Source organism: Haloarcula sp. R1-2 (assembly GCF_011627385.1).
Classification (GTDB): Archaea; Halobacteriota; Halobacteria; order Halobacteriales; family Haloarculaceae; genus Haloarcula; species Haloarcula marismortui.
In genome coordinates this window covers 1-24,955 of sequence record NZ_JAANTG010000006.1, presented here as the reverse complement: position 1 = coordinate 24,955, position 24,955 = coordinate 1, and the positions used below count along the sequence as shown (strand labels likewise).

Genomic DNA, 24,955 nt, shown 5'->3' with positions numbered 1-24,955 from the left:
TTGCATCTACGCTTCTTCGGGCCAGCAGCGGTCACCATTCGCACCGGACTAGCTACTGTGGCGTGTGAACGGGTGTCGCACAAACAATAAGTATCTACCATGTTAGACTTCATATATGCATCCGGGTTTGAACCCTATCGCCTGCCCTGCAGGTCAGCTGTCCCGGCAGTTAATGGATTGGGCACTGCCCTCTTCCACAGCTACATTTTTTACATTTTCGACATTTAAGCTGGCGTAGACTGCCAGTGCACAGGTGGGCCCTGTGCTCCGGTGGAAAACGCCAGCCTTGAACGCGCTCGAAGAGCCGTAACCAGCGGCTGTTCGGGTTATCAGGGTCTGTTGAGGGAGCGTCTGTTGAATACAAAACATTATCGAAAACAATGAACATGAAAAACGAAGCAGGAAGCACGGACTTGCCAGCGCCCGTTAGAGAAGACTCGGATCTGGTCCAGGTACTGGATGCCGAGGGCAACGTACTGCCACAGGCGTCTGTCCCGGACATTTCAGACAGGCAGTTACTTGAGATGTATGAGACAATCAAGCTTGCTCGGCACTTTGACCAGCGGGCCATCAGCTTCCAACGACAGGGGCGGCTCGCGACGTATGCACCAATGACCGGGCAAGAAGGATCCCAGGTCGCCACGAGCCTGGCACTTGCCGAGCAGGACTGGTTGTTCCCGACCTACAGAGAGCACGCGGCGAAGTACGCCCATGGGATGGATCTGGTATCCCTGTTCGAGCCACTGAGGGGCTATCGAGACGGATACGCGATCCCGGACGATGTCAACGTGATGCCGGAGTATATTCCGATTGCAACGCAGGTTCCACAGGCCATGGGAATGGCGTGGGGACACAAGCTACAGGGAAAGACCGAGACGGCCGTCCTGTGTCACCTCGGTGACGGTGCGACCTCCGAAGGAGATTTCCACGAAGGACTGAATTTCGCCGGGGTGTTCGACGTCCCTGCTGTATTCGTCTGCAACAACAACCAATGGGCGATATCGGTCCCCCGCGAGCGACAGACCGCGAGCGAAACCATCGCTGAAAAGGCACAGGCATATGGTATCGATGGCATCCGGGTTGACGGGCTGGACCCGCTGGCGGTCTACAAAGTCGCCAGCGAGGCACTGGAGAAAGCCCGGAACCCAGGCCCCGGAGAACTACGCCCAACGCTTATCGAGTCTGTGCAGTATCGCTTCGGTGCACACACGACCGCTGATGACCCGTCTGTCTACAGAGACGAATCGGAAGAAGAGGCCTGGCGAGACCGCGACCCCGTAGACCGCATTGAGGCGTATCTGTACAACGAGGGCATCCTCGACTCCGACCTCGAGAGTGAAATCCAGGACAGTGTCGAACAAGAAGTCAGCGAAGCGATAGAAACGGCGGAGCAGACAGAGGCGAGTCCGGACGACATCGTCGCGTATGTGTACGAGGACGTCCCTGCGAGACTCGAAGAACAGCGGGACGAATTGAACCGACTGCGCGAGAAATATGACGACGGCGCGTTCTCGGAGGTGCTGGAATGAGTTCGACAGCCAGCGCGCAGACGGGGCAAAAAGCACAGAGTCTCACCCTTGTGGAGGCGATACAGGACGGACTGTACACGGAAATGTCGCAAGACGACAGCGTCGTCGTTCTGGGCGAAGACGTCGGGAAGAACGGCGGTGTCTTCAGAGCAACTGACCAGCTATACGAAGAGTTCGGCGAAGACCGCGTCATCGACACGCCACTGGCCGAAGCCGGAATCATCGGGGCTTCGATTGGACTCGCACAGACCGGCATGAAGCCTGTTCCCGAGATGCAGTTCATGGGCTTCATGTATCCTGCCTTCGACCAGATTGTCAGTCACGCTGCACGCCTCCGGAGCCGTAGTCAGGGGCAGTATTCAGTGCCGATGGTGATACGGGCTCCATACGGCGGTGGGATCCGGGCCCCGGAACACCACTCCGAGTCAAAGGAAGCGTTCTTCGTGCACGAGCCCGGGCTCAAGGTCGTCTCACCGAGCACGCCCTACGATGCCAAGGGACTGCTAGCGGCGTCGATTCGTGACCCTGACCCAGTTATATTCCTCGAGCCGAAGTTGATCTACCGCGCCTTCCGTGAGGATGTCCCGACGAAACCATACCAAGTGTCGCTGAATGAGGCCGCTATCCGGCGTGAGGGGAGCGACATCTCAGTCTACACCTGGGGCGCAATGACTCGGCCGGCGCTGATCGCTGCGGAGAATCTTAGCCAGTCACACGGCATCGATGTCGAAGTCATCGACCTGCGAACCCTGTCTCCCCTCGATATAGAGACGATCACTGACTCGTTCAAAAAGACCGGAAGAGCTGCGATTGTCCACGAAGCACCGAAGACTGGCGGATTAGGGGCTGAAATCGCAACGACGATTCAGGAAGAAGCACTCGTGCATCAGGAAGCGCCAATTAAACGAATTGCTGGCTTCGATGCCCCCATGCCGCTCCATTCACTGGAGGATTACTACCTGCCACAGGCGGTCCGTATCCAGGACGGCATCCGCGAAACAGTCGATTTCTAACATGGTACGCGAATTCGAACTCCCCGATGTCGGAGAAGGCGTCGCCGAGGGCGAACTGCTTCGCTGGCGTGTTGAGCCGGGTGACGCAGTTTCCGAGGACCAGCCAGTCGCGGAAGTCGAGACCGACAAAGCCGTCGTTGACGTCCCATCCCCTGTCGACGGTGTTGTCGAAGAACTCCGTGCTGCAGAAGGTGAGATGGTCCCAGTCGGTGATGTGATTATCGTTTTCCGGGTCGACGGTGAAGACGGTCCGAAAGCAACTGAAACAGCGCCTGCAGACGACACCACTGCGGGCAGTGGCCAGCAAACCGAAGTTGGAGCCACAGCACAGCCAGCCGAAGAGACGCCGTCAGAACCAGCGATTACACAGCGCGTCCAGGTCCCCGCCCCGCCGTCTGTGCGGCGTCTCGCCCGCGAACTGGGCGTCGATATTTCCAGCGTTGCGGACTCGTCTTCGGGACGTATAACGGAGCCGGATGTCCGCGCGTACGCGAGTCCGGAATCTTCGACTCAGGAGCGTTCAAGCCAACAGACCACTGCTGCCGAGCAACGAACACAGCAGGCAGCCCCGGCGCAGTCTGTCAGTCCGGCACAGACGAGAGAAGTGGTAGACCGGGAGACGACGGTGGCCGTCCCGAAAACGAGACACATCGCAGCGGAGGAGGGAATTGATCTCGATACTGTCCCCACTGATGAACAAAAAGACGGAGAACCGTTTGTCACGCTCGAAGCGGTCCAAGAGTATGCCGAGGCACAGCAGCAGGCACAGCAGACGGATCGAGACGCGGTAGTTGAGAGGGCAGCGGCAGACGAGCCAGCGCGCCCCGAGTCTCGGAAGCCGTACAAGGGGATCAGGCAGACGATTGGAGCGGCGATGACATCGTCGAAATATACGGCCCCACACGTCACTCATCAGGATGAGGTTGATGTTACTGCGCTGGTCGATGCTCGTTCGACCCTCAGACAGGAGGCCGAGGCGCACGATATCCGACTGACGTATATGCCGTTCGTAATGAAAGCGTGTGCCGCGGCTCTACAAGAGAATCCGCAGGTAAATGTCTCTCTCGACGAAGCAAACGAAGAGATAGTCGAAAAGCAGTATTACAACATCGGTGTCGCAACGGCAACTGATGACGGGCTGCTGGTTCCCGTTGTCGAGAATGTTGATGCGAAAGGCCTGCTGGAGGTCGCATCGGAAACCAACGAAAAAACCCAGAAAGCGAGAGAACGCAGTCTTTCGCCGGAGGAAATGCGCGGCGGGACATTTACTATCTCGAACATCGGCGGGATTGGCGGGGAGTATGGAACACCAATCATCAACCAGCCGGAGAGCGCTATCCTGGCACTGGGTGAAATTAAAAAGAAGCCACGGGTCGTCGAAGTGGATGGTGAAGAGACGATAGAACCTCGTCACATCATGACAGTCTCGCTGTCGTTCGATCATCGAGTGCTTGATGGCGCAGACGCCGCACAATTTACAAACTCCATACAGAAGTACCTGCAAAATCCAAACCTGCTACTACTAGAATAATGGTTGTCGGAGATGTAACTACGTCGACTGACGTACTGGTTATTGGCGCGGGCCCCGGCGGATACGTCGCCGCGATTCGCGCTGCACAGCTTGCCCTTGATGTCACGCTTGTTGAAAAAGGAGAGTATGGGGGCGCCTGTCTCAATCGTGGCTGTATCCCCTCTAAGGCCCTGATACACGGTTCAAAACTGGCATCAGAGGCGGGCCAGGCGGAGGAACTGGGGATTTACGCAGACCCAACAGTTGCGCTCGACGAGATGATTAACTGGAAAGACGGCGTTGTCGACCAGTTAACGAGCGGTATCGAGCAACTGTGTACGGCAGCTGGCGTGAACCTGCTGAAAGGGACTGCCGAATTTGCCGACGAAAACAAGGTCAGAATCATCCATCAGGGTGAGGGCCAGGGGTCTGAATCGCTGAAATTCGAAAACTGTATCATCGCGACGGGGTCCAGACCGATTGAAATTCCAGGGTTCGGTTTTGAGGATGAGCGTATTGTTTCGTCAGATGGCGCGCTGAACTTCGACACAGTGCCCGACGAGCTCGTAATCGTTGGAGCCGGATACATCGGCATGGAGCTAGCGACTGTCTATAGCCGACTTGGAAGCGACGTCTCGGTCATTGAGATGCTAGAGCAGGCACTTCCCAGCTATGAGGAAGACATTGCCTCGATAGTCAGGAAGCGAGCAGAGCGTCTCGGTGTGGATTTCCATTTCGGGTACACCGCAGACAGCTGGGCAGCGTCGGATGGTAAGGCCGTCCTGACTGCTGTCCCTGCGGACGAGGCGGCGCATGATAGCGATATAGAACTCACCGCTGACAGAATACTCGTTGCTGTTGGCAGACGCCCGGTGACTGACACGCTCAACATCGACGACGCCGGCGTCGAGACCAATGCTCAGGGATTCATTCCAACAGATAGCACATGCCGGACGAACAAGGAGCACATTTTCGCGGTCGGTGACGTTGCTGGTGAGCCGATGCTCGCACACAAAGGATCGAAAGAAGGGGAGGTTGCAGCGGAGGTCATTGCTGGTGAACCCGCTGCGGTCGATTATCAGGCACTCCCGGCCGCCGTGTTTACCGACCCGGAAATCGGAACTGTCGGGCTGACAGAGAACGAAGCAGCGAACAAGGGTATGACACCTGTCACAGGCGAGTTCCAGTTCCAGGCGTCTGGACGAGCACTAACAGCAAACCAGGCAGAAGGCTTTGTCCGAATTATCGCCACAAAAGAAACCGAACGTGTGATCGGTGCACAGATTGTCGGTCCAGAGGCATCCGAGTTGATTGCAGAAATAGCAGCCATGATAGAGATGGGTGCAAAGCTTGAGGACATCGGCTCAACTGTTCACACACATCCAACATTAAGTGAAGCGATAATGGAAGCTGCACAGAATGCGAGAGGGAAGGCGATACACAGACGAAACTGACCAGGCCATATTGACACCTCAGTCACGGGATACACAACCAAACCGAGCGGATATCTACCCAGTCATCGGCTATCCGATACTGTTTGCCGGTTTGAAGACGCAGCTCCAGAACAAGTCGTTCTCTGACCGGGCTCTCCGCCTTGTGTGGGTCAGACAGACCGTAGTTTGATTCCAGAGTCGGACGTCCGAGACGATCCAGAGTCAGTCGTTTGCGACCGTCTGGGTTGCGCCAGCGTCACTGGCGCTCAGTTTGTTTTCCTCTTCTTCGGGTCTCGGTGCGTCTGTTGGGAGGTTTTCGTACAGAATTCCCTTGCTTGCGTTGTAGCATGTCATACGATGGCATGGATGACAGACGTATATAAATCCGTCCCTTATTCTGTACCACTGAATATTAACATTCCAGGAATGTTTATATATTGAACGATATCTCAGAACAGTATAATAGCGTATCTGTTTCGATTCGGCGAAGATATAGACACATTCGGACCATTTTCTGCGCTGAACACTTTGTCGTTGCATCGTGTGCCAGTCATTCCCATCATTTGCAGTTCTACAATCCTGAGTGTAATCCGAATATTTTGGATTATATACACTCTCGCTGTAGATTCATGACCGGGTCTGCTCCTCGCCGAAACAGGTATGTTAGATATCGGGGTACTGCGATGTCATGCATTCCTCTTCACAGAAGAAATGCTCTGTTATCCCCCCGTCTGAGTTACGTATCGTAACCCCGCTATACCTCATCTGTTCGCTGATCACCTGTCCACAGTAATCACAGCGGTAGTCCGGTGACCCACCGACCAAGATTCGAGTTGACTTGTTCTGGATATTCAGTTCAGTAGCGACTGCGTTGCTGCTGGCTTCCATAGCGCAACGAGCAGTTGTTAGTGATTGCTCCGCCTCAGCTTGTCCATTCATTGTTTGCCTTGGTTGGTTGTTGACAGCGATTGCACTCGTTCCATCTACTGTTACACACGACTCTGGAACCGCTACGGTCGTTTCACCGACGTTTTCCACCTGTGCCGGGTTACGCCCGGACTGTAGTGGTCTACGCAGGCTATCGGGTAGGCAGTGTAAAAAACGGATATCCGGTCGCTATAGCCACTGGTTCCGTCGTTTTCCGGGGCGCTTTTGCCGTCTGGGTACCCGGCTTCATACCTTCGTATACTAAACTATCGTATTTAATCATTTGGTTGGTCTGGTCAGTGTTTTCACTGAGATGGGGCCGTTCACTAGCTCGATTGAGTGCTGGGTGTGAACACCACTCACAAAATGGTTAAGTGTACATCCGTTAAAGATTACCTCATGAACCCGGGCGTCGACTGTATGGCTTGGAACGCAAGCCCGCTGTCCCGGCAGTTGATCAGTGCAGACCCTTCCACATCCGGTTTTACGTTTTTTACATTTTTCAAATTTTAAACTGACGTAGACCACCACAGTGCGGGCAAACGCCGGCACACAGGTGGAAAACGTCAGTCCTGGCTGGTCCCCAAAGCGCCAGCCGACGGTTTTCGGGTCGTGACGACCCACCTCACGAAGCGCTGCGACACCAACGACGAAATCATAATCAGCGACATCATGAACGCACAAAACACGCAGAAGTACTGTAGCCAACAATCAGCAGACATCGCAAACGCAGACCAAGCGCGGAGGGCGGTCCCTGAAAGCGTTGAGAGCCAATCTATCCGGGTCGTAGTTAGCTCGATTGCAACGCGACACTGCGACCACTGCGGAACGCCGATCGATGAAAACGTCCGGTATCGAAATGTCACGACCAGAGATAGTGCCGGCAACGTCACGGAATACGCGTTCTGCGGTGTCGATTGTAAGACGGCTCGGTTCCCGCGGCTCGGCTGAGCGCTGGCTGTCGTGGGGGAATGTCCGCGTACCGGACCGCTAGCTGGGCTACTAGCTTCTTTTTGACAATACGGACAGATACCTCATTTGGATTGACAGTCACAGCCATCCTGTTCCAGAAACGCGACAATATCGTAGCTACGGCCACAGTCCTCACACAGCACCTGTACTTCGTTGATGATGTTGAAATCGCCGACCGAGATGGCATCGTTTTTGTCCAGACTCTCGATAGTTTGTCTCGTGACAGCGGTGGTTCGGCCCCGGAGGCGCTGTATTGAGTCGATGGCGCTCTCTTTTCGTTCTGCGGGCGTCTGCTCAGGTCGGGCCGCGCCACGGTCGTTCTTGAGATAGCGATACACCGTCTGGTGGGAGATAAAATCAGCCATCACGGATTCGACATCGATCCCGCTCTGTTCAAGCCGAGAGCGTATGAGCGGGGCGTCCGCATCATCTTCGTGCAGTGACTGATAGACCTGCTGGATGTCGCCACTCAATGTCGGAGCGTCACTCCCATCGATGGCGGACTCAAGCACCGACCGGTTGAAGTAGTCAGCAAGGTCGCGAGTACTTTCTTTCTCTCCGTCAGCACCAACCCACCGATTTTCGAGTTCTGCACCCATCCCGACAAGATCGTATTTTTGAATTACGGCATCGACCTTGCTCGTTCCCCCATCGGACTGTGAGTCGTCTGCGGTCATGATCCGATTTAAGAGCCCCATGGTTACTAAACACTCTCGCATATCGAGAGCCCTGCCGGGGCCTTCACACGCAGAGTTGTATCGGGCCTGTACGCTGGTATGCGTTGACCGATTCACAAACCGAACTACTCATCTGACGCAGATTCGGGCTCGCGAACCCACGTCACCGGGACCGGGGACTTTCGGACGAGTTTGGCGCTGACGCCTCCCATGACGTACCTGCTGAAATCAGTCTGCCCGTGTGTCCCCATAACCGCGAGATCGACTTCATTCTCGTCGATGTAGTCACAAATCACCTTCGAGGGGTCACCGTGCTCAATGACACTGGTGACCGTGTCAAGCGAGGTGTCGTCGATCTTCTCGGTCGCCCCGGCCATAATTTCGTTCGCTCGCTCAGTCAGCTCCCCCTCTTTCAGAACGGAGCGTGCATCCGGCCCGAGGCCACCAGTCTCGACAACGTGAAGCAAATGGAGTGTTGCGTCCGTCGCCCTCGCGACAGCAATCCCCTCTGTCAGTGCGAGATCTGCGCCACGGCTCCCATCCGTCGGGACGAGGACGTGCTGTGGCGGATACACGAGTGGCCGATCTCTGTCAGGGTTGACCGCAATGACAGGAACTTCCGCTGTGTTGATGACGCGTTCAGTGACGCTCCCGAGCAGGATTCGCTGGATCCCACGCTGTCCGTGTGTCGGCATAACGATGCAATCACTGTCGGACTGTTGGCTGTAGTCGGCGATCGTCTTGTGCGGGTCACCCTGAAGGACCGCAGAGACAACGGGAACGCCCTCATCTTTCGCATATTGTGTGGCTTCCGCCACGATGCGCTCTCCTTCTGTTTCGAGCACGTCGATGACCTCTCCACGAATCGTAGTGACGCTGTCTCGGCCAGTGTCGGCGACGTTGAGGATGTGCATCGTCGCCTCATGTTCGGATGCGATCTGTAGCGCGTATTCAAGGACCGATTCTGCGGCGTTGCTTCCGTCGGTCGGGAACAGGATGGTGTCGTACATACTGGTAGTCGCGTGTTTGCATGTCAGTCAGCTATCTGGGCAACGGCGGACGTAGCGCGGTACTCGAGGACGGGTCCCTGTTTGTTCCTCGTTGAGCGTGGCTTCTGTGTCGTTGCCTGCGTCTCAAACTGTTGGCCTCGGTGTCTTTTCAGATACATGGTACTTCAGAGACGCTGTTCGAAGAACTACACAGGGGTATCTAATAACATCTCGCCTGCTGCAGTCCTCTGTATCCGGATAGTGAACGGACAGCACCGCCGTTAGACGCCTCAATACGTTTAGCGCGGTAACAGTGTAGTGTTGGCACACATTTTTACCATAACCCCTCACGTGTTGGGATATGGCAGCAGTCCGACGACTGGTCATCGATGTACTGAAACCACACGACCCGCCGCTGCTGACGTTCACCAAGCAACTGGCCGAAATTGAAAGCGTCGAGGGCGTAACATCGTCTCTGATCGAACTAGATCAGGAAGTGCAAAACATCAAGCTCACCTTTGAAAGCGACGATCTGGACTTCGAGGCGATCGATGAAACGATCGAAAACCTCGGTGGGTCGGTACACTCTGTAGATCAGGTTGCCTGCGGTGACTCCGTTGTTACGGATCGACGGACGTTACAGGATGGCTGAGACGCCGTGGCGTCCATTCGACAACTCTTCAGGCGGCTTCTCGGGAAGGAAGATGTCCTTGCGATCTCTCGTCGGTACTTCATCTCGAACGGCTTCGACGGGACGCTCACGAGCATTGGTATCATCGTTGGTGCTGTCCTTTCCGGGGTCCCTGATGGGTACACTGTGATCAAAATCGGACTGGGCGCGGCAGTCGGTCTCGGGACCTCTGCGGTCTGGAGCGTCTGGGAAATCGAACGTGCCGAAACCCGGGCCGAAATCAGACGTATCGAACAAGCGATGCTCACGGACCTTGACGATACCCGCGTTCAGCGGAACCAGCGCGGTGTCCGCTTCGTCCACGCCACGATGAGCGGGCTGGGGCCACTTATCGGGGTTCTGATTCCGCTGACCCCGTTCCTCGTAGCGGGGACCGTCGTCACAATGGCAGAGGCGGCACTCATTGCGGTCGGCCTGGGTATCGGTGTGTTAGGTGTGTTCGGTGCCTACATGGGCTCTATTTCGGACCAGCGGTGGTACGTTGCTGCCGTTCGGATGGGACTTGCCGGATTGGTCGTTGCGATCCTCAACCTCTTTCTTCCAGGGTGAGTGGCCGCTCCTCTGTTTCCGGGCTGGAGCACAAATCCCAACTTGCTTTTCACTGGCCGCCATACCCGATAGTAGATGCGTGTTGGCTTGCGGCAGTTCAAACGGCCCTTGTGCTATGTGATGGCGCTCCTGTACGTCGTTGCTGGAATATTGCATTTCATCGTGCCGGAACTATACGTCCAGATCGTGCCACCGGTCTTGCCGGCGGCACTTGCGCTGGTGTATCTATCCGGCGTCGCCGAGGTCGCAGTCGGGCTCGGCCTGCTGGTACCGCGGACGCGATCGCACGCCGCCTGGGCGACGATCGCATTGCTCGTCGCGATCTTTCCCGCGAACGTCTACATGGCTGTCTCCATGGTCACCATTGAGGGGACGGGTGGCGGCGATCCATCTGCGCTGGTCCGCTGGGCACGGCTGCCAGTTCAGGGCGTGTTGATCCTCTGGGCGTACTGGTACACTGACTGAGTGGGGGAACTCCTCCGAGTGACCGGGCTCGGCCCCTCCTTCGACGGACCGGCCCTATTCCGCTTATCACAAGTCTCGAACGTCGAGCACATGGTATCGGGTTCGTTCAGGGACCGACGCCGGCGGCACGCATGTACTCGTCCAGTTTCTCCGCCAGCGCCCGTGCGAACGCTTCGTCGTTGATTGGGGCCTCCATTTCGAACAGTTCGACCGCCGGGTCGATGTGCTTGTGGATGGCGTCGAACAGCGCTGCATCCGCCTCGGGGTCGTAGAAGTCTTCACCCTCGACATCTAGCACCGAGACCCCGCCGAGCGGAAGTGCCACTGCCGCTGGGCCAGTCGCGGCATTCAGCTTTGTTGCGAGGATTTCGCCCAGCTCCGCACATTCCTCGGGCGTGGTTCGCATCAGCGTCACCTGCGGGTTGTGGACGTGGAACTGTCGCCCCTCGAACTCATCGGGGACCGAATCACGCGGGCCGAAGTTTACCATGTCGAGCGCCCCCGTCGAGACAACCTGCGGAACGCCCGTCTGGGCTGCGGCGTCCAGTCGCTCTGGCCCGGCGTTGAGCACACCGCCGACGAGTTCGTCCGCCCACTCCGTCGTCGTTATGTCGAGCACGCCGTCGATGATACCTTCCCGGATCAGCCGCTCCATCGCCTGCCCGCCAGTGCCGGTGGCGTGGAAGACGATGGTCTCGTATCCCCATTCTTCGAGGTGTTCTCTGGCCCGGTAATATCTAATCGGGCTGAGGACCAGACACGTAAACTGACCAGGTCTTTTTTAGGTAGACGTGGCAGACGTAGCATAATGGTCCGCAAAATTCTCTTTGCCGGCCTGATCGGATTCGTGTTTGTCTGCAAGATCGACGTGCTCAAAGCCATCATTCTGGCCGCTAACGACGAATCCCGAACTGTTGTGGACAAGCGGCAGAAGATGAGAACCGGGATGAAATGACACTTCTGTTCAAACCCCGCCACATTGCGGCGATTCGAGACGGCACGAAGACGGCGACCCGCCGTGACTGGGCTGACAACTACCCGCGACCGTCCGAGGGCGACATCCGAATGGCTGTGACAGAGATGTTCACCAGCGACGAAGCGTGTGACTGCTATCTTCGTATCACTAACCTGTATCAAGAACCGCTCGGCGAGATGAGCCACGAGGACGCTCGAAAGGAAGGTGGCTATGACATGGCCGAGTTCCGCAAGGCATGGACGCAGATCAACGGCGACTGGGACCCGGAACTTGTCGTTGACGTCGTTGAGTTCGAATACGTCGGCAGAGAGCGGCCGAGCAAGTCCGCAGCAAGTGGTGCCTGAACCTTTCCGGCAGTAGCAAACCGCCTGCTTTTGGTTTCAGACACTCTCTGGGCCCATATTTGTTCGAGAGAAAGTACGGACAGATTTGAGACTGAGGAACGCAACGTATCAACGTCGACTGCCGGTTGGAGGTGTCGTGGTCTGGAGCGCATCCACACCAGTTCTCATATCTCCTCCTATGACCAATACTTTCGAGAAAAGTACGCTATAACGTTCACCAGAGACAAGGTGTGTGCTTGGTTTGACTCAGAAGCGGTTCACCAGCCAATTAACGGTGGAACGTATTTTTGAGAAGGTACTTATGAAAACAAACACACACACACACACATCATCTCAGTGCTCCGAAGGAACCTTCTCATACTATGCGCCTCCACCTGTGGTTGTCTGGCAGGCTGTGCTTCGTCGCCGGGCAGTACAAGCACCCCTCTACGATGACTGGCGACCCTGAAGACTTTGACGAACAGTATCTTGAAATTCGTAATCGGGCCGAAAATAAAGAGAGTATCTCTCTCATCGTACAGGGGTCGGATTCAGTTATAACGCAGGGAGAATATGAGGTAGCGGCTGACCAAACAATATCTGTCCCACTCCAGATCACTGAGAAGGGCAATTACGAATTGACAGTTTCCCGTTCAGGGGGTATTGAGTCCGCAGGAACACCTACCTCTTCTTCCAGTTCCGTGACCATCTCCCGGGAAAGATCGTACTTCGTCTCGTCTGCGTCATCCTGATCCTCGTCGTCAGCTTTCTTGTACTGGCGAAACACGAGCGGATAGGACGTTTTGTCGTCGGTATAGAACGAGTAAACGAGATCCTGCCCCCAGACGGGTTCGCCTTCGGTGTGATCGTAGAACTTGCCAGCACCGGGAAGTTCCTTCCCGGTTCGCTGGAACACCGAATCGTCGATGACGATGTAGCCGTCCTGTGACCACCGCGTTTCACCGTGTTTTTGCAGCTCCTCTAACCGCTCATGGTTGAGCTGGTCTTCGTCCCAGTCATACTCGGTGGGGAACTTGTTGAGTGTTCGGTCACTCCCTGCCGGAAGGACCTCTCGTGCGATCCCAGTCACGGTCCTGCTGCGGGCTGCAGCAAGACCTGTCACGTACGTCTTGGCGTGACGTGTCTGGTGATACGACAACGAATCGAACTCGTCCAGTGGGTCAGTACACGAGAGGAAGTCCGTTATTGGCAGCATCGGCCGTTAGACGGCATACATCGTGCGCCGAATTAAACGTGCAGAGCCGAGCAGATAGTAGAACCAGTGGAATCACCGGGCAGCTCGAAGAGAGAATCTAGTCGTCAGGTACAACGGATATCGCGGCCGGTATCGTGTTGTGTCAAAAGCGACAATGGGGTGGACGAATCGCAAACTGCGGGCTGTCGGATGTGCACTTACCTGGAAGTGTGTTTCACCGCTACTGCGCGGTTAGGTAGAATATAAATAGCTATTACACTTACTTAATTGGTATGTTAGACGCGAGTTCGACTGATTCTGGGGTGGGCTGCTCGTATGAATGGTAGCGCACGCGGAGGCCTGTGCCCGGACCCTGACGACGACGAAGGGTTGATTGTGAGTGACTCTGATGGCATGATTGTCGACGTAACCGAACCCCTTCCCCGGGTGACCGGCTACTCGAAATCGGAGTTACTTGGGATGGAGACGGCTGCCCTGTTCTGGCTTCGAGACGGTGACAACCACAGCGGACATACCCGGGCTCCGGTATCTGAGACGGAGGGCCGCTCTCACGGACTTCTCGAGTGCGCAGATGGATCACGAATCACCGTCGAACAACGGAGCTACACGGTTCGCCCGGAGGCAGAAACACACGTCTGCACGACGGTGCTGTTTCCGGGTGACGGCGAGGCGGCGGCGTCAGCGACGAGCCGTGACGAGCCGCCGATGTCTACAGTGGACGCCCTCAGCCGACTACAACGAACGGCCATGGACGACGACAGCGTCGAAGACACTGTGGAGCGACTGCTCGCGCTGGGCTGTGAGTACCTCGGAGCGAGCGCCGGTGCGGTCGCACGTGTCGACGACGACACGTACGTTGTCGAGCACACCACCGGCGAGACTGACGTGTACGAGCAGGGACGGGCCGTGCCATTTGAAGAAACTATTATTGACGAGCACGTCACCGGGGGTGCATCTGAGCGGCGCGCGTTCACCGTCGCCAAGGGCCAGCGTGAGTCCCCCGATTCGGACGTGCGTGGAGCGACTATGTGTGTGCCCGTCATCGTCGGAGATGACAACTATGGCGTCGTCGAGTTCACCGGACCGGCCACACGCGAGCGGCCGTTCGGCCAGCGGGAACGGGAGTTCGTCGAACTCCTCGCGCAGTGGCTCGGAAACGAACTCGGGCGTCGTCGCCGAGTCGAGGACTTGGAGCGGTACGAAAGCATTGTCGAGGCTGTCGACGACCCCATGTACGCGCTCGACACCGACGGGTGCTTCACCTTCGTCAACGACGCCGCGAAACGCGAGTTCGGCTACGGCGAGGAGATCATCGGCGAACACGTTTCCATCGGGATGGAAGCAGCGGACATCGAACGGATTCAGGGACAGATCAAGAAACTGCTTGGCACGGATGAGCGGTCGGCCACTGCCGAGTTCGAACTGCAGGTAGAAGACGGAGAGCGCCGTATCGTGGAGAACCGCCTCGCCCTGATCGGGGACGACGAGTTCCGCGGGACTGCAGGGGTCCTCCGGGATGTCACTGCTCGACAGGAGCGCAAGCGCGAACTCGAACAGTACGAGACGGTCGCGCAAACTGCTTCGGACGTAATCATCACAATCGACACGGACAGCGTCGTCCAGAACGTGAACCCCGCCGTGTCGGCCGTCTTCGGGTACGAACCCGAAGAACTGATTGGTCAGCCGATGACAGCCCTGATTCCCGAGCGGTTACGGGCCGGCCACGCCGCCGGCATCAGTCGCTATCTCAGTACCGGCGAGCGGGCGCTGGACTGGGAGTACATCGAAATTCCTGGCTGCCGCGCCGACGGGACGGAAGTCCCCCTCGGTGTCTCCTTCAGCGAATACGAGTTCCAGGGCGAGCAGTACTTCACCGGTATCATCAGGGACATCAGCGAGCGAAAGGAGAGCGAGCGCGAACTCGAATCATTCCAGCGGGCGATCGAGGAGGCGGCCGACGGCGTGGCGATTCTGGCGGACGGCGAGTACGAGTACGTCGACCAGACCCACGTCGACATGTACGGCTTCGACGAAAAAGACCAGTTGCTCGGCGAGTCGTGGCGGAAACTGTACGACGACGAGGAGACGGCCCGCCTCGAAGCGGAGGCCTTCCCGGCGCTCGAAGCCGACGGCCACTGGCAGGGAATGGTAACTGGAACACGGCCGGACGAGTCGACGTTCCCGGCCGAACTATCTCTGACCATCATCGACGATGGCAGGCTCGTCTGTACGGTCCGTGACGAGACTGAGCGCAAGGCTCGGGAACGCGAACTCGCATTGAAAAACCGAGCGATGGACGAGGCTACCGTCGGCATCCAGATCACCGACCCGACACAGGCAGACAACCCGCTGGTCTACGTCAACGACGGCTTTGAGCGGATGACCGGCTACACTGCTGAGGACGCCCTCGGTCGGAATCCACGATTCCTCCAGGGTGCGGACACCGACCCCGAGCAGGTGGCACGACTCCGGGAGGCAATCGATGCAGACGAGCCGGTCTCGGTCGAACTGAAGAACTACCGCAAGGACGGGACGCCATACTGGGCACGGCTCTCTATTACGCCGGTGACTGGCGAGAACGGAACGGTGACGAACTACGTCGGCATTCAACAGGATGTCACCGAGCGGAGAGAGCGAAAACGGCAGGCAGATGCGCGGGTCGACTTCCTCGAACGCATGTACGAAGTGACGACTGATCCGGAGACGGGATTCGAAGAGAAGATTTCCGGTCTGTTGGAAGCAGGGTGTGAGCATCTGGACCTTTCGTACGGGTACTTGAGCCGCATCGACATGGACGACGACCCAACCCCCGGAATCCATGTTATCAGCGCAGTCGGCTCTCACGAACGCATCCAGCCGGGCGAATCGGGGCTGCTCTCGGAGTCGTACTGTCATCGGACAATCGACCATGAGGGTGCGCTGGCACTCACAGACGCTGCCGAGAGCGAGTTGATAAGCGACGTAGCGTACGAGACCTTCGGACTCGATACGTATATCGGGGGGAACGTCGTTGCCGGCGACGAACTGTACGGGACATTATGTTTCGCCTCGAACGAGTCACGAGACGCTTTGTTCGGGCAGTTTGAGCGCTCGCTCGTCAGTCTGCTCGGCCGATGGGTGGGCTACGAAATCGAGCAGCGTGACGCTCGCGAGAAACTGCGTCAACAGCAGGAGCGACTCGAACTGACGCTGTCGGGAACGAACACCGGAATCACGGAGTGGAACTTGGAGACGGACGCGTTGAACTCGGACGATACCTTCATCGACCTTGTCGGCCAAGACGTAGACACTGCCGAGGAGTATTTCGAGTGCGTCATCCACCCTGACGACAGAAAACACGTCCGGGAGACGCTGGAAGCGAACCTTGCTGCGAGAGCGCCGACCAAAATCGAGTACCGCGTACAAACCGACGACGACGACACGCGATGGCTGCAGAGCCGGGCGGTCCCGACCTACGACGACGACGACGGGAATCAGGAGAGCGTGCTCGCTATCGTAACGGACATTTCGACGCGAAAAGCCAAAGAATGCGAGCGGCAACGCAACGAGCGACGGTTCAAGTCGTTGTTCGCGGACCCAGGGATGCTCGTCGGGTTGCTCGACACCGACGGCACGCTCTTGGAGATAAACGAGACGGCACTGGAGTACGTCGAGCAGACGGCAGCGGAACTGGCGGGCCAACCGTTCCCGGAGACCCCGTGGTGGAGCCACTCCGAAGCGCTGCAGCAAGACCTCCGCGAGTGGATTCGGCGCGCCGCCGACGGGGAGTACGTCGAGTACAGTGCGATTCACCCCGGACCCGATGGGGACCGAAGCCACATCGAGGGAGTAATCCGTCCAGTGACCGATACCGACGGGACAGTCACGTCACTGCTCATCTCCGGACGGGACGTGACAGAGCGCGAGCGACAGCGGAGCGAACTCCGGGACCGACAGCGAAAGCTCGACCTCGTCTTATCGAACACCGACACGACGTTTGCCGAATTTGATTTCGCCGCCGGGTCAGTCCAGTGGGACGAGGCGATGGGCAGCAGCGAGTTCGGCTCGCCGGAGACGCTCGACGAGTTTTTCGAAACGATTCACCCTGATGACCGCGAGCGCATCCGTTCCGAAATCGAGACCGCTGGAGACAGCGGCGAACCGAACAGCGTCGAATTCCGCTTCGTCGAACCGGACGGCACGGTCGTATGGGTCGTTGGACAGGCTGTACCGGTCACGGACGACGAAGGTAACCTGACAGAGAGAGTCGTGGGAATCGCGACGGACATCACCGACCTCAAGCAGCGTGAGCAAGCACTCGAAGACAGCCGGCAACGGTACCAGACGCTCCTGCAGGCCGCCCCGGACCCGATATTCGTCGCGGACGCCGAGACCGGCGAGATAGTCGAAGCGAATGCGGCCGCCGAGGAGCTACGGGGACAGCCACGGGACGACATCATCGGACGACACCAGACCGAGCTCCATCCCGAAGAGGCCGGGGGCCTGTACGAGGACGTCTTCGAGCAAGCCTTCGACGATGCGTCGACAATCACGGAACTCCCAGACGGGACCCAACCGGAGTTAGCTACTCCCGACGGCGAGACCGTTCCCATCGAAATCAGCGCCGCCGCCGTCTCACTTCCCGACGGCCCCGTTCTGTTCGGTGTGTTCCGCGACGTGTCCGACCGGGAAGAGCGAAAACGCGAACTCGAACTGAAAGAGCGAGCGATGGACGAGGCGAACGTCGGAATCACCATCAGCGACCCCGACCGGGAGGGCAACCCGTTGGTGTATGTAAACGACGGGTTCGTCGACCAGACCGGCTACTCCCGCGAAGAAGCACTCGGACGGAACTGTCGGTTCCTGCAACGCGACGACAGGGATCAGTCGGCACTCGATGAGCTTCGGAAGGCGATTGCCAGCGAGGAGCCATCCATCGTCGAGCTACGGAACTATCGGAAGGACGGCGAGCAGTTCTGGAACCGCCTCTCTGTGACCCCCATCTACGACGATGTCGGCACGCTGGCGAACTACATCGGCATCCAGCAGGACGTGTCCGACGAGAAGACCAGAGAGCAACGGATACGAGCGCTCCACGGAACGACGAGGGAACTCCTCGAAGCCGACGACAAGGACGAGGCAGTGGCGAAGGCGCTCGACACTCTGTCGGAGGAGCTCGACTTCCAACTCGCTGGCGTCTACCTGCGCGAAGGGGACGAACTCGTCCACGCAGGGACAGTCGGTGCGACTCCGGACGCAACGCCTAATCGAATCGAACGCGGACGAACGCCTCTGTGGGACGCTATAGAGAGCGGCGAATCAATGATGATTGAGGACTACGGGTCACTTTGGGGCGATATCGAGCGCGGGGATGTGTCCAAGGGCCTGTACATCCCGGTCGGTGAGCAGGGTGTCTTCGTCGTTGGAGCCGCCGATAGTACCCGCCTCGACGAGAGCGAACAGCGACTCGTCGAGGTCTTGGCCGGGAACTTCGCGTCGGTACTCGACACGCTCGTCCGCCAGGACGAACTGTTCGAGGAACGTGAACGGTTCCAGTTGCTGACCGAGAGCATCGAGGAGTACGCGTTCCTCGTCGTCGACGACGACGGGACGATACAGACCTGGAACAGCGGCGCGGAGACGCTGTTCGGGTACGACGCCGACACTGCTGTCGGCATGTCGATGGGGCAGCTCCATCGCGAATCGGACCGCGAGTCGGGGGTTCCCGATCGTCTGCTCCAACAAGCCCGAATCGGCAGCGAGAGCAGCCACGAAGGCTGGCGGGTCCGCGCTGACGGGTCGGAGTTCTACGCCGATGTCCGGTACGCGAAACTCGAGACTGACGACGGCGAGTCCCGCGGCTACGCGAAAATCGTCCGCGATATGACCGACGAGCGGCGTCAGCGACGCCGGACCGAGCGGTTCGTCGAGGAGTCAGAGGACGTGGTGACAGTCGTCGACCCGGACGGCACCGTCACCTACGCCAGCGGGTCCGCAAAGGGGGTGTTCGGTTACGAGCCCGATTCGCTCGCCGGAGAGAATATCTTCGACTATCTCCACCCGGACGGGCGTGAGCACGCGATGGAGACGTTCTTTAGCTGTGTCGAAAATTCTGAGAGCACCACAGCGGAGTGTCGGCTCCGGGCACCAGATGGCGGCTGGTTCAATGTCGAAGGGCGATGCCGGAACATGCTCGACGACGACGCCATCGATGGCATTCTCGTCTATCTCCGCAACGTGACAGAACAGAGAGAACGCGCCCGGCGATTCGAGGGCATCTTCAATCAGACCTACCAGTTTACCGGACTGTTGAACCCGGACGGGACAGTCATCGAGGCCAACGACGCCGCACTGGACTTCGGCGGGCTGGACCGAGACGAGATAGTCGGGAAACACTTCGCCGACATTCCGTGGTGGAGTCACTCCGACACCGAACGAGACAATGTCCGAGACGCCCTAGAGCGGGCCGCAAGCGGTGAGTTCGTCCGGTACGAAACAGAGGTGCGCGGCGTCGACGGACTCGGGACAATCGATTTCTCGGTGAAACCCGTCACCGACCAGGATGAGAACGTCACGCTGCTGGTCGTCGAAGGACGCGATATCACGGCCCGCCAGCAGCGACGCCAGCACCTGCAGGTCATGCAGCGCGTGTTCCGGCACAACATCCGAAACGACCTGACGGTACTCCGTGGCCGGACAGAGGCACTCGCCGACGAGTCGGACCCAGACAAGCGCGCTCAGATGGTGGCGACAGTCGAGAAAACCCTCGACAAGTGGGAACGGATGACGACTCGGATGAAACAGGTCCGTGAGGTCCTCGACTCCCGGCAGCATCACGAAACTGCCACCGAGGTGCCGGTACTCGTCGAACGCGCAATCACCGAAACGACTGCCATGTACCCCGACGCGGCAATCGAGACGGCCCTCGACGGCGTCGACTCGGTCACTGCTCCAGCGGTTCTCAGCGAGGCCGTCACTGAACTTCTCAAAAACGCCGTCGAAGTGAGCGCTCCCGAAAGCGTGGAACTTGGCTGCACTCGACCGAACGAGGACTGGCTCGAGCTAACCATTACCGACTGCGGGCCGGGAATGCCGGAGACGGAAATCGACGTCATCGAGACCGGCGAAGAGACGCCGTTGACTCACGGCCAGGGGCTCGGTCTCTGGATGGTCAGAATGGTTATCAAACAGGTCGGTGGCGAGGTATCGGCCGACGTCACGGACAACGGGACGACCGTTCGGCTCCGGATTCCGCTCTGAGCGCACGCGAAGCGACAACCTTCGCTCGAAAGCCGACTCTCATACGGTCTATTGTAGATTACGTCGGACCCTGGGGTTGGCGGCTGCCACAATAATCCGTATCAGGCCCGCTGTAACGTCACGCTGAACACGCTGCCCTCGAGTTCCGGTTCGTCGAGCCACACCCCGCGGTCCTCGACGGTGACCTCGCCCTCGTATATGTTTACGAGCGTGTTCACGAGGTAGAGCCCGATACCGGACCCGTGGCTCTTTGCCCCCATCTCGCCGCGACCGAATATCTCCGCCTTCTGACTGTCGGGCACGCCCGGACCGTTGTCGGCGACGTGAACGGTGACAGTCTCGGTCGCTGCCTCAACGTCGACCGCATGGCGGCCTACCGTGACCAGACACTCGTCTTCCTGCTCGCCTACTCCGGTGCTCGCAGCGCGGAACTCGTCGCTGTTTCTGATGATGAGGAACGAAACGGCCTGCGGTGGCGACACGTCAACCTCGAAGCCGGTACAATGCAGGTGTTCGTCAAGAACCGTACCCGCGAGTCTGCGCCGATCCTCGACGATGCACTTCGCCCGCTTCGGCGCTGGAAGCAACTTCGAGAGCCTGACGAGAACGAGGCCGTCTTCCCCAGACTCGACAACGCGGCAAAGGCACTGGATCCGTCGCCGTCGATCACCACGCAGTCGGCCCGGAACATCTTGGCAGACCTGTGTGAGTGGTCTGAGTACGAGTTCGAAGACCCGCTGAAACCCCACGGTGCTCGCCGCGGCCTTGGCGAGAAATCTATCGCGAGAACCCGCAGCTGGCACAGGACGTGCTCCGGCACAAATCCATCGAGACAACCCACGAAGGCTACGCTCAGGAGGCTGCGAAACGGACTTGTGACGAGGCGAACGACATCATCTCTGGTAAGGAGACTAACTGACGCGGACTATGCTGGTATACATCAGTTCAAAAAGTAGTTTATTTCATGACTTTTGGAAGGAACCATCCACTCAGTAAGTGTGCAAATGTATCGAAGATATATTGTTCACTGGTATTACTACTCTCTACAACGGCTATGCAACGCCTCTATATCTATAACGCCGCACTCGCGATAGTCGGAGCCTCACTGGGAGGCCCAGCAGTGCGCTCAATTATTGCTGGAGACTGGGGTATCTCAATATTGCTTATGACTATTGGTGGGTGCGGACTGGTTCTTGGCGCTGTGTATCAGTCGCTTCAAACCGACCCTGATGATTTTAATCTTTCTACCAGTATGCTGGTTCTAAATATCGGTGCTGCCTGTCTGGCTCTTTTCGGAACGCTTCTCTTTGCAGCTTCCAGTTAGTAACCTCACTGGACACAGAAGCGCATGAAGTGGTGTTTGATGCCCGACACCGATCTGATGAAGCACACCACCGTCTCTTTCGGTTTCAACATAGAGGTCACCGACTCCTCCTGCAGGTACGTTCGTCTTCTCTATTTGGACACCACACTCCGGACAATGACGTCCAGTTATTGGTTCTCCGTTCGCTTGTGTTTCCGATGGCTAAAGAACTCAGATCACAGTTTTCTGCCAAAAATACCAATTCCAACACACGTATTTGCTGGCTACTCAATTGCATCTCGCTCGGCCATACCGACTCCGAACCCCGCTTTGGATTCCGCTCTGGGATCGGTAAATGGAAACATCGTTGATTCAGCGATACAGACACACACCTGAATGTCTCCAACGACCCTCCAACGCTCTATGGACCGAGAGTGGTCCACACTGATGTTTGTCATCGTGTCGAATACGCTCCCGGCCGCGGGGGTCGTCTTTTTTCGATGGCGTGCGTCTGAGATATTGGTTCTATACTGGATTGAGGTCGTCGTGATGGTCGCGGCTTACAGCGTGGCGGCACTATTCGCGAAACAACCAATCGTACTGGAGGACCGGGACTTCTACATTGTTGGATACGGGAAACGCGAAGAGCTTAACGAGGACCGTTGGAGTGGCGACCCCGAACCGGTTAACAGGATCAAGAGTTTCCTTCCGGACGTAGTCAGGTCACGCCTGCCACCGATATATCGACGGAATTTCCGCGTCGTCGGACGGTCGCTGACCATCATGCTGTTTCTCGCCGTGCTATGGGCGTATCTGGGCGACATTGTCTCGAACCCAGTGGCTGCCCTTGGTTCACCGGCAGTCATCCTCGGATCACTGGCAGTTTGTACGTCGCAATTGGTTGAGCTCCGACGGGAATACTTCGTCCCGAATACGTACGAAGACTGGTCAGCGTATATGACGGTAGAGGCCGCACAGCGAGTCGTTGCTTTTTATATTATGCTCGGCGTGGCTGTGGTTCCTATGACTATTATCAGCCTGCTGGTATTCGGACTGCTGCTGGATCTGGTTTCGGGTGGGTTTGTCACTTCTGCCTCAATCAGTGGATCGGCCGGAATCGATCTATCAATCCTCGCTCCCGTCGTCATTTTTTCAGCGGGGAAGGCCGTAGTTGACTGGTCACGCCGGACCGTCGGAATAAGAACGGATACAGACGGCCTTGTAGGCTGGTTTACCCCGGAGAACCCACACCTGCGTGAGTGGGAACAGGAACGTCGATGAACCCTTTGCTGGATTTCGACTTGTCGTGGGAAATATGAGGAGAGGGTATGGAGCGTGTGCTGAGCTTTTTCCATTATCCCACGCCCGACGGAAATGAAAAAGTGACCTGAAACGTTTGGTACTGGTATCCCGCCAGTATGAATCTCTCCGTTCAAGACGATACCCTCCGAACATTCGTCGGCGCAGCAGGCGTGTTTACAGCCCTCGTGGTATTCACCGAGAACACAATCAGATCGTTAGCACCTGTTTTGATCCTCTCAGCAGGAATGCTAGCGTACAGCGTTGTGGACGAGACGTACGGTCTCCCGAACGGGATGAACGGGCTGGTATACGGTATAGGGCTGGTTGCTGCAGGGGTGTTCTTGACCCTCAATTACACGACTTGGATTGGAGGTGTGGTGACACTCGTCGGTCTCTGGTTTGTGCTTGACGGCGCGACCACGATTCGATATGGCTCCGCCCGGACACCACACGAGTTCGTTTCGGGACCGGAATCCGAGGCGATGCTCCGGATGCAGATTCTGAACACAGTGCACCGGACCCTTCGTGAAAGCAACCAGCCGCACACCCCTGCGGAACTTGCCGAAGTTTGCGACCTGACTGAGTCACGGGTCAGATCAGCCCTCGAGTACTTAGAACAGCGAGATCAGGTTACCAAGACAGAGGAAGAATACCGAGCAGTACCGCAGAATTGGGGTCGGCTGACACCTCTTGTAAGGTTCGTCGCTTGGTTACCACGCCGAATACTTCGTCCGTTTCTTCAGGTCAGCAATAATCGATAGGTAAGATCCAACACGTAAGCTGCACTTGGCGGAACGATGTCGACTGCTCTCTGCGGGAAGGTCCCGTAGAAGCCCTCCCTCGTCAGGCAGAATCGGTTTGTATAGCGACTGTACTGACCGGGCGGCGACTTGTGTAAGAAGGCGTTACTGTTGGTGTCGGTTTATTTCAGAGTTGGATGGGTGACTACAGCGTGTCATATAATACGTCTCACGCCCTCTACCTGTCGGTTATACAGCCCCAACCTCGCGCTTAAGTCCGTGGTTTCGCCATCAACTAGTTCTGTTCAACACAGAAGATGTGAACTATATATGTTGAGAACTATTGTATGACAGGCTCTGGGTGACTATACTGTTCGGTAGATTCGCTTACTGATCTTGAACTGCGCACTATTTTCTGTCTGGTATTGGTACGGCGGGATGATGGAGCCGCTTGAGATCGGATTACGGATTCTCGGTGGTATTATTCTCATCGGGGTGAACGCGTATTTCGTCGCGATCGAGTTCGCGCTGACCCGTGTCAGACAGTATTCCAAATCGGAATTCGATACGCCTGGGCTTGAGCTCGCTTGGGAAATGACCACTGATCTGGAATTTTACTTAACCACTTGCCAGGTCTGGATCTCCGCAACGAGTATCGCACTAGGGATTATTGCCGAACCTGGACTAGCGGCTCTGATTGAACCGGTGTTTGAGAACACCACGTTCGCATCGGTTGGGGCTGGCTCGTTACTCGGCTTTCTTATTATCAATTTGGTCCACCTGACACACGGAGAACAGACGCCTACCTACCTTGGTGTCGAACGCTCCAAACAGGTCGCCCGGTATGGATCACGGCCGCTGTACTGGTTTGCCAAGATACTCGCTCCAGCTATCTGGGTCGGTGATTCGGTTGCAAAGGGAACACTGGGCCTGTTCGGCATCGAGATGACTCAGGCATGGACAGAAACCGAGAAAGAAGTCATCGAAACTCGTGCCGACCTTCGGAACCGACTTGGATCGGTACTCGAAGAGGGTGAATTGCCTGCGGAGCGCCGTGAAGAGATCATGAACGCGTTGACGATTGGTGAACAGTCGGTGAGA

General features: G+C 57.3%; 17 protein-coding genes and 3 pseudogenes. 14 read left to right on the top strand and 6 right to left on the bottom strand.

Features of this window, described 5'->3' with window-relative positions:
* The first annotated feature begins 380 nt into the window (after positions 1 to 380).
* From pdhA to lpdA, 4 genes are read left to right on the top strand one after another with little or no spacing between them, the layout of a single operon-like run.
* Positions 381 to 1,529 (top strand): pyruvate dehydrogenase (acetyl-transferring) E1 component subunit alpha, encoded by a 1,149-nt coding sequence (pdhA, locus tag G9C82_RS18920; protein ID WP_127015017.1) that lies wholly within the window; start codon positions 381 to 383, stop codon positions 1,527 to 1,529.
* Positions 1,526 to 2,542: an alpha-ketoacid dehydrogenase subunit beta gene (locus G9C82_RS18915; RefSeq protein ID WP_004966546.1), complete on the top strand. Its 1,017-nt coding sequence runs from the start codon at positions 1,526 to 1,528 to the stop codon at positions 2,540 to 2,542. The genes pdhA and G9C82_RS18915 overlap by 4 nt, the downstream gene beginning before the upstream one ends.
* Position 2,543: 1 nt before the next feature.
* Positions 2,544 to 4,073: a dihydrolipoamide acetyltransferase family protein gene (locus G9C82_RS18910; RefSeq protein WP_127015016.1), complete on the top strand. Its 1,530-nt coding sequence runs from the start codon at positions 2,544 to 2,546 to the stop codon at positions 4,071 to 4,073.
* Entirely contained in the window at positions 4,073 to 5,506 is a 1,434-nt protein-coding gene (lpdA, locus tag G9C82_RS18905; RefSeq protein WP_127015015.1) for a dihydrolipoyl dehydrogenase, read from the top strand. Before G9C82_RS18910 ends, lpdA begins: the two co-directional genes overlap by 1 nt.
* Positions 5,507 to 5,707: 201 nt before the next feature.
* On the opposite strand, the gene G9C82_RS20970 is transcribed toward lpdA, so the two are convergent.
* From G9C82_RS20970 to G9C82_RS18885, 3 genes are all read right to left on the bottom strand, one after another.
* Positions 5,708 to 5,839 (bottom strand): hypothetical protein, encoded by a 132-nt coding sequence (locus G9C82_RS20970; protein ID WP_255458705.1) that lies wholly within the window; start codon positions 5,837 to 5,839, stop codon positions 5,708 to 5,710.
* A gap of 1,607 nt (positions 5,840 to 7,446) precedes the next feature.
* A complete protein-coding gene (rdfA, locus tag G9C82_RS18890; RefSeq protein WP_127015014.1) occupies positions 7,447 to 8,061 on the bottom strand; it encodes a rod-determining factor RdfA in 615 nt (204 codons plus the stop codon).
* A 125-nt stretch (positions 8,062 to 8,186) separates the two neighbouring features.
* Positions 8,187 to 9,071, bottom strand: a complete 885-nt coding sequence (locus G9C82_RS18885; protein WP_127015013.1) for a universal stress protein — start codon at positions 9,069 to 9,071, stop codon at positions 8,187 to 8,189.
* A 340-nt stretch (positions 9,072 to 9,411) separates the two neighbouring features.
* On the opposite strand from G9C82_RS18885, the gene G9C82_RS20625 reads away from it, so the two are divergent.
* The 3 genes from G9C82_RS20625 to G9C82_RS18875 all read left to right on the top strand — a co-directional run bounded on the left by G9C82_RS20625 (position 9,412) and on the right by G9C82_RS18875 (position 10,755).
* Entirely contained in the window at positions 9,412 to 9,702 is a 291-nt protein-coding gene (locus G9C82_RS20625) for a DUF211 domain-containing protein (protein ID WP_007190508.1), read from the top strand.
* A gap of 6 nt (positions 9,703 to 9,708) precedes the next feature.
* The gene (locus tag G9C82_RS18880) at positions 9,709 to 10,290 is read left to right on the top strand and encodes a VIT1/CCC1 transporter family protein (protein WP_049939229.1); all 582 of its coding nucleotides are present in this window, start codon (positions 9,709 to 9,711) and stop codon (positions 10,288 to 10,290) included.
* A 75-nt stretch (positions 10,291 to 10,365) separates the two neighbouring features.
* Positions 10,366 to 10,755: a MauE/DoxX family redox-associated membrane protein gene (locus G9C82_RS18875; RefSeq protein WP_011224959.1), complete on the top strand. Its 390-nt coding sequence runs from the start codon at positions 10,366 to 10,368 to the stop codon at positions 10,753 to 10,755.
* Between the two features lie 106 nt (positions 10,756 to 10,861).
* On the opposite strand, the pseudogene G9C82_RS18870 reads toward G9C82_RS18875, so the two are convergent.
* Positions 10,862 to 11,482: pseudogene (locus G9C82_RS18870) on the bottom strand (Tm-1-like ATP-binding domain-containing protein); the annotation flags it as partial.
* Positions 11,483 to 11,563: 81 nt separating this feature from the next.
* Between G9C82_RS18870 and G9C82_RS18865 the strand changes: the two are divergent.
* The gene (locus G9C82_RS18865; RefSeq protein ID WP_164734794.1) at positions 11,564 to 11,710 is read left to right on the top strand and encodes a hypothetical protein; all 147 of its coding nucleotides are present in this window, start codon (positions 11,564 to 11,566) and stop codon (positions 11,708 to 11,710) included.
* On the top strand, positions 11,707 to 12,075 hold the full coding sequence (locus tag G9C82_RS18860) for an ASCH domain-containing protein (RefSeq protein WP_004966685.1): 369 nt from the start codon (positions 11,707 to 11,709) through the stop codon (positions 12,073 to 12,075). The genes G9C82_RS18865 and G9C82_RS18860 overlap by 4 nt, the downstream gene beginning before the upstream one ends.
* A 643-nt stretch (positions 12,076 to 12,718) precedes the next feature.
* Here the strand turns inward: G9C82_RS18860 and G9C82_RS18855 are convergent.
* A pseudogene (locus G9C82_RS18855) lies at positions 12,719 to 13,270 on the bottom strand (transposase); the annotation flags it as partial.
* A 315-nt stretch (positions 13,271 to 13,585) separates the two neighbouring features.
* On the opposite strand from G9C82_RS18855, the gene G9C82_RS18850 reads away from it, so the two are divergent.
* Entirely contained in the window at positions 13,586 to 20,509 is a 6,924-nt protein-coding gene (locus G9C82_RS18850) for a PAS domain S-box protein (protein ID WP_127015012.1), read from the top strand.
* A gap of 101 nt (positions 20,510 to 20,610) precedes the next feature.
* Here the strand turns inward: G9C82_RS18850 and G9C82_RS18845 are convergent, their stop codons facing one another.
* Positions 20,611 to 20,895: an ATP-binding protein gene (locus G9C82_RS18845; RefSeq protein ID WP_347237912.1), complete on the bottom strand. Its 285-nt coding sequence runs from the start codon at positions 20,893 to 20,895 to the stop codon at positions 20,611 to 20,613.
* On the opposite strand from G9C82_RS18845, the pseudogene G9C82_RS18840 reads away from it, so the two are divergent.
* The 4 genes and pseudogenes from G9C82_RS18840 to G9C82_RS18820 form a co-directional block, all read left to right on the top strand.
* Positions 20,866 to 21,428 (top strand): annotated as a pseudogene (locus tag G9C82_RS18840) (tyrosine-type recombinase/integrase); the annotation flags it as partial. The gene G9C82_RS18845 and the pseudogene G9C82_RS18840 sit on opposite strands and share 30 nt — an antisense overlap.
* 807 nt (positions 21,429 to 22,235) lie before the next feature.
* Positions 22,236 to 23,093 (top strand): DUF6498-containing protein, encoded by an 858-nt coding sequence (locus G9C82_RS18830; protein ID WP_127015011.1) that lies wholly within the window; start codon positions 22,236 to 22,238, stop codon positions 23,091 to 23,093.
* 137 nt (positions 23,094 to 23,230) lie between these two features.
* Positions 23,231 to 23,875, top strand: coding sequence for a hypothetical protein (locus G9C82_RS18825; RefSeq protein WP_127015010.1), 645 nt, complete (start codon positions 23,231 to 23,233; stop codon positions 23,873 to 23,875).
* Positions 23,876 to 24,295: 420 nt separating this feature from the next.
* Positions 24,296 to 24,955 (top strand): CNNM domain-containing protein (locus tag G9C82_RS18820; protein WP_174790052.1); only part of this gene is annotated, 660 nt, incomplete at its 3' end.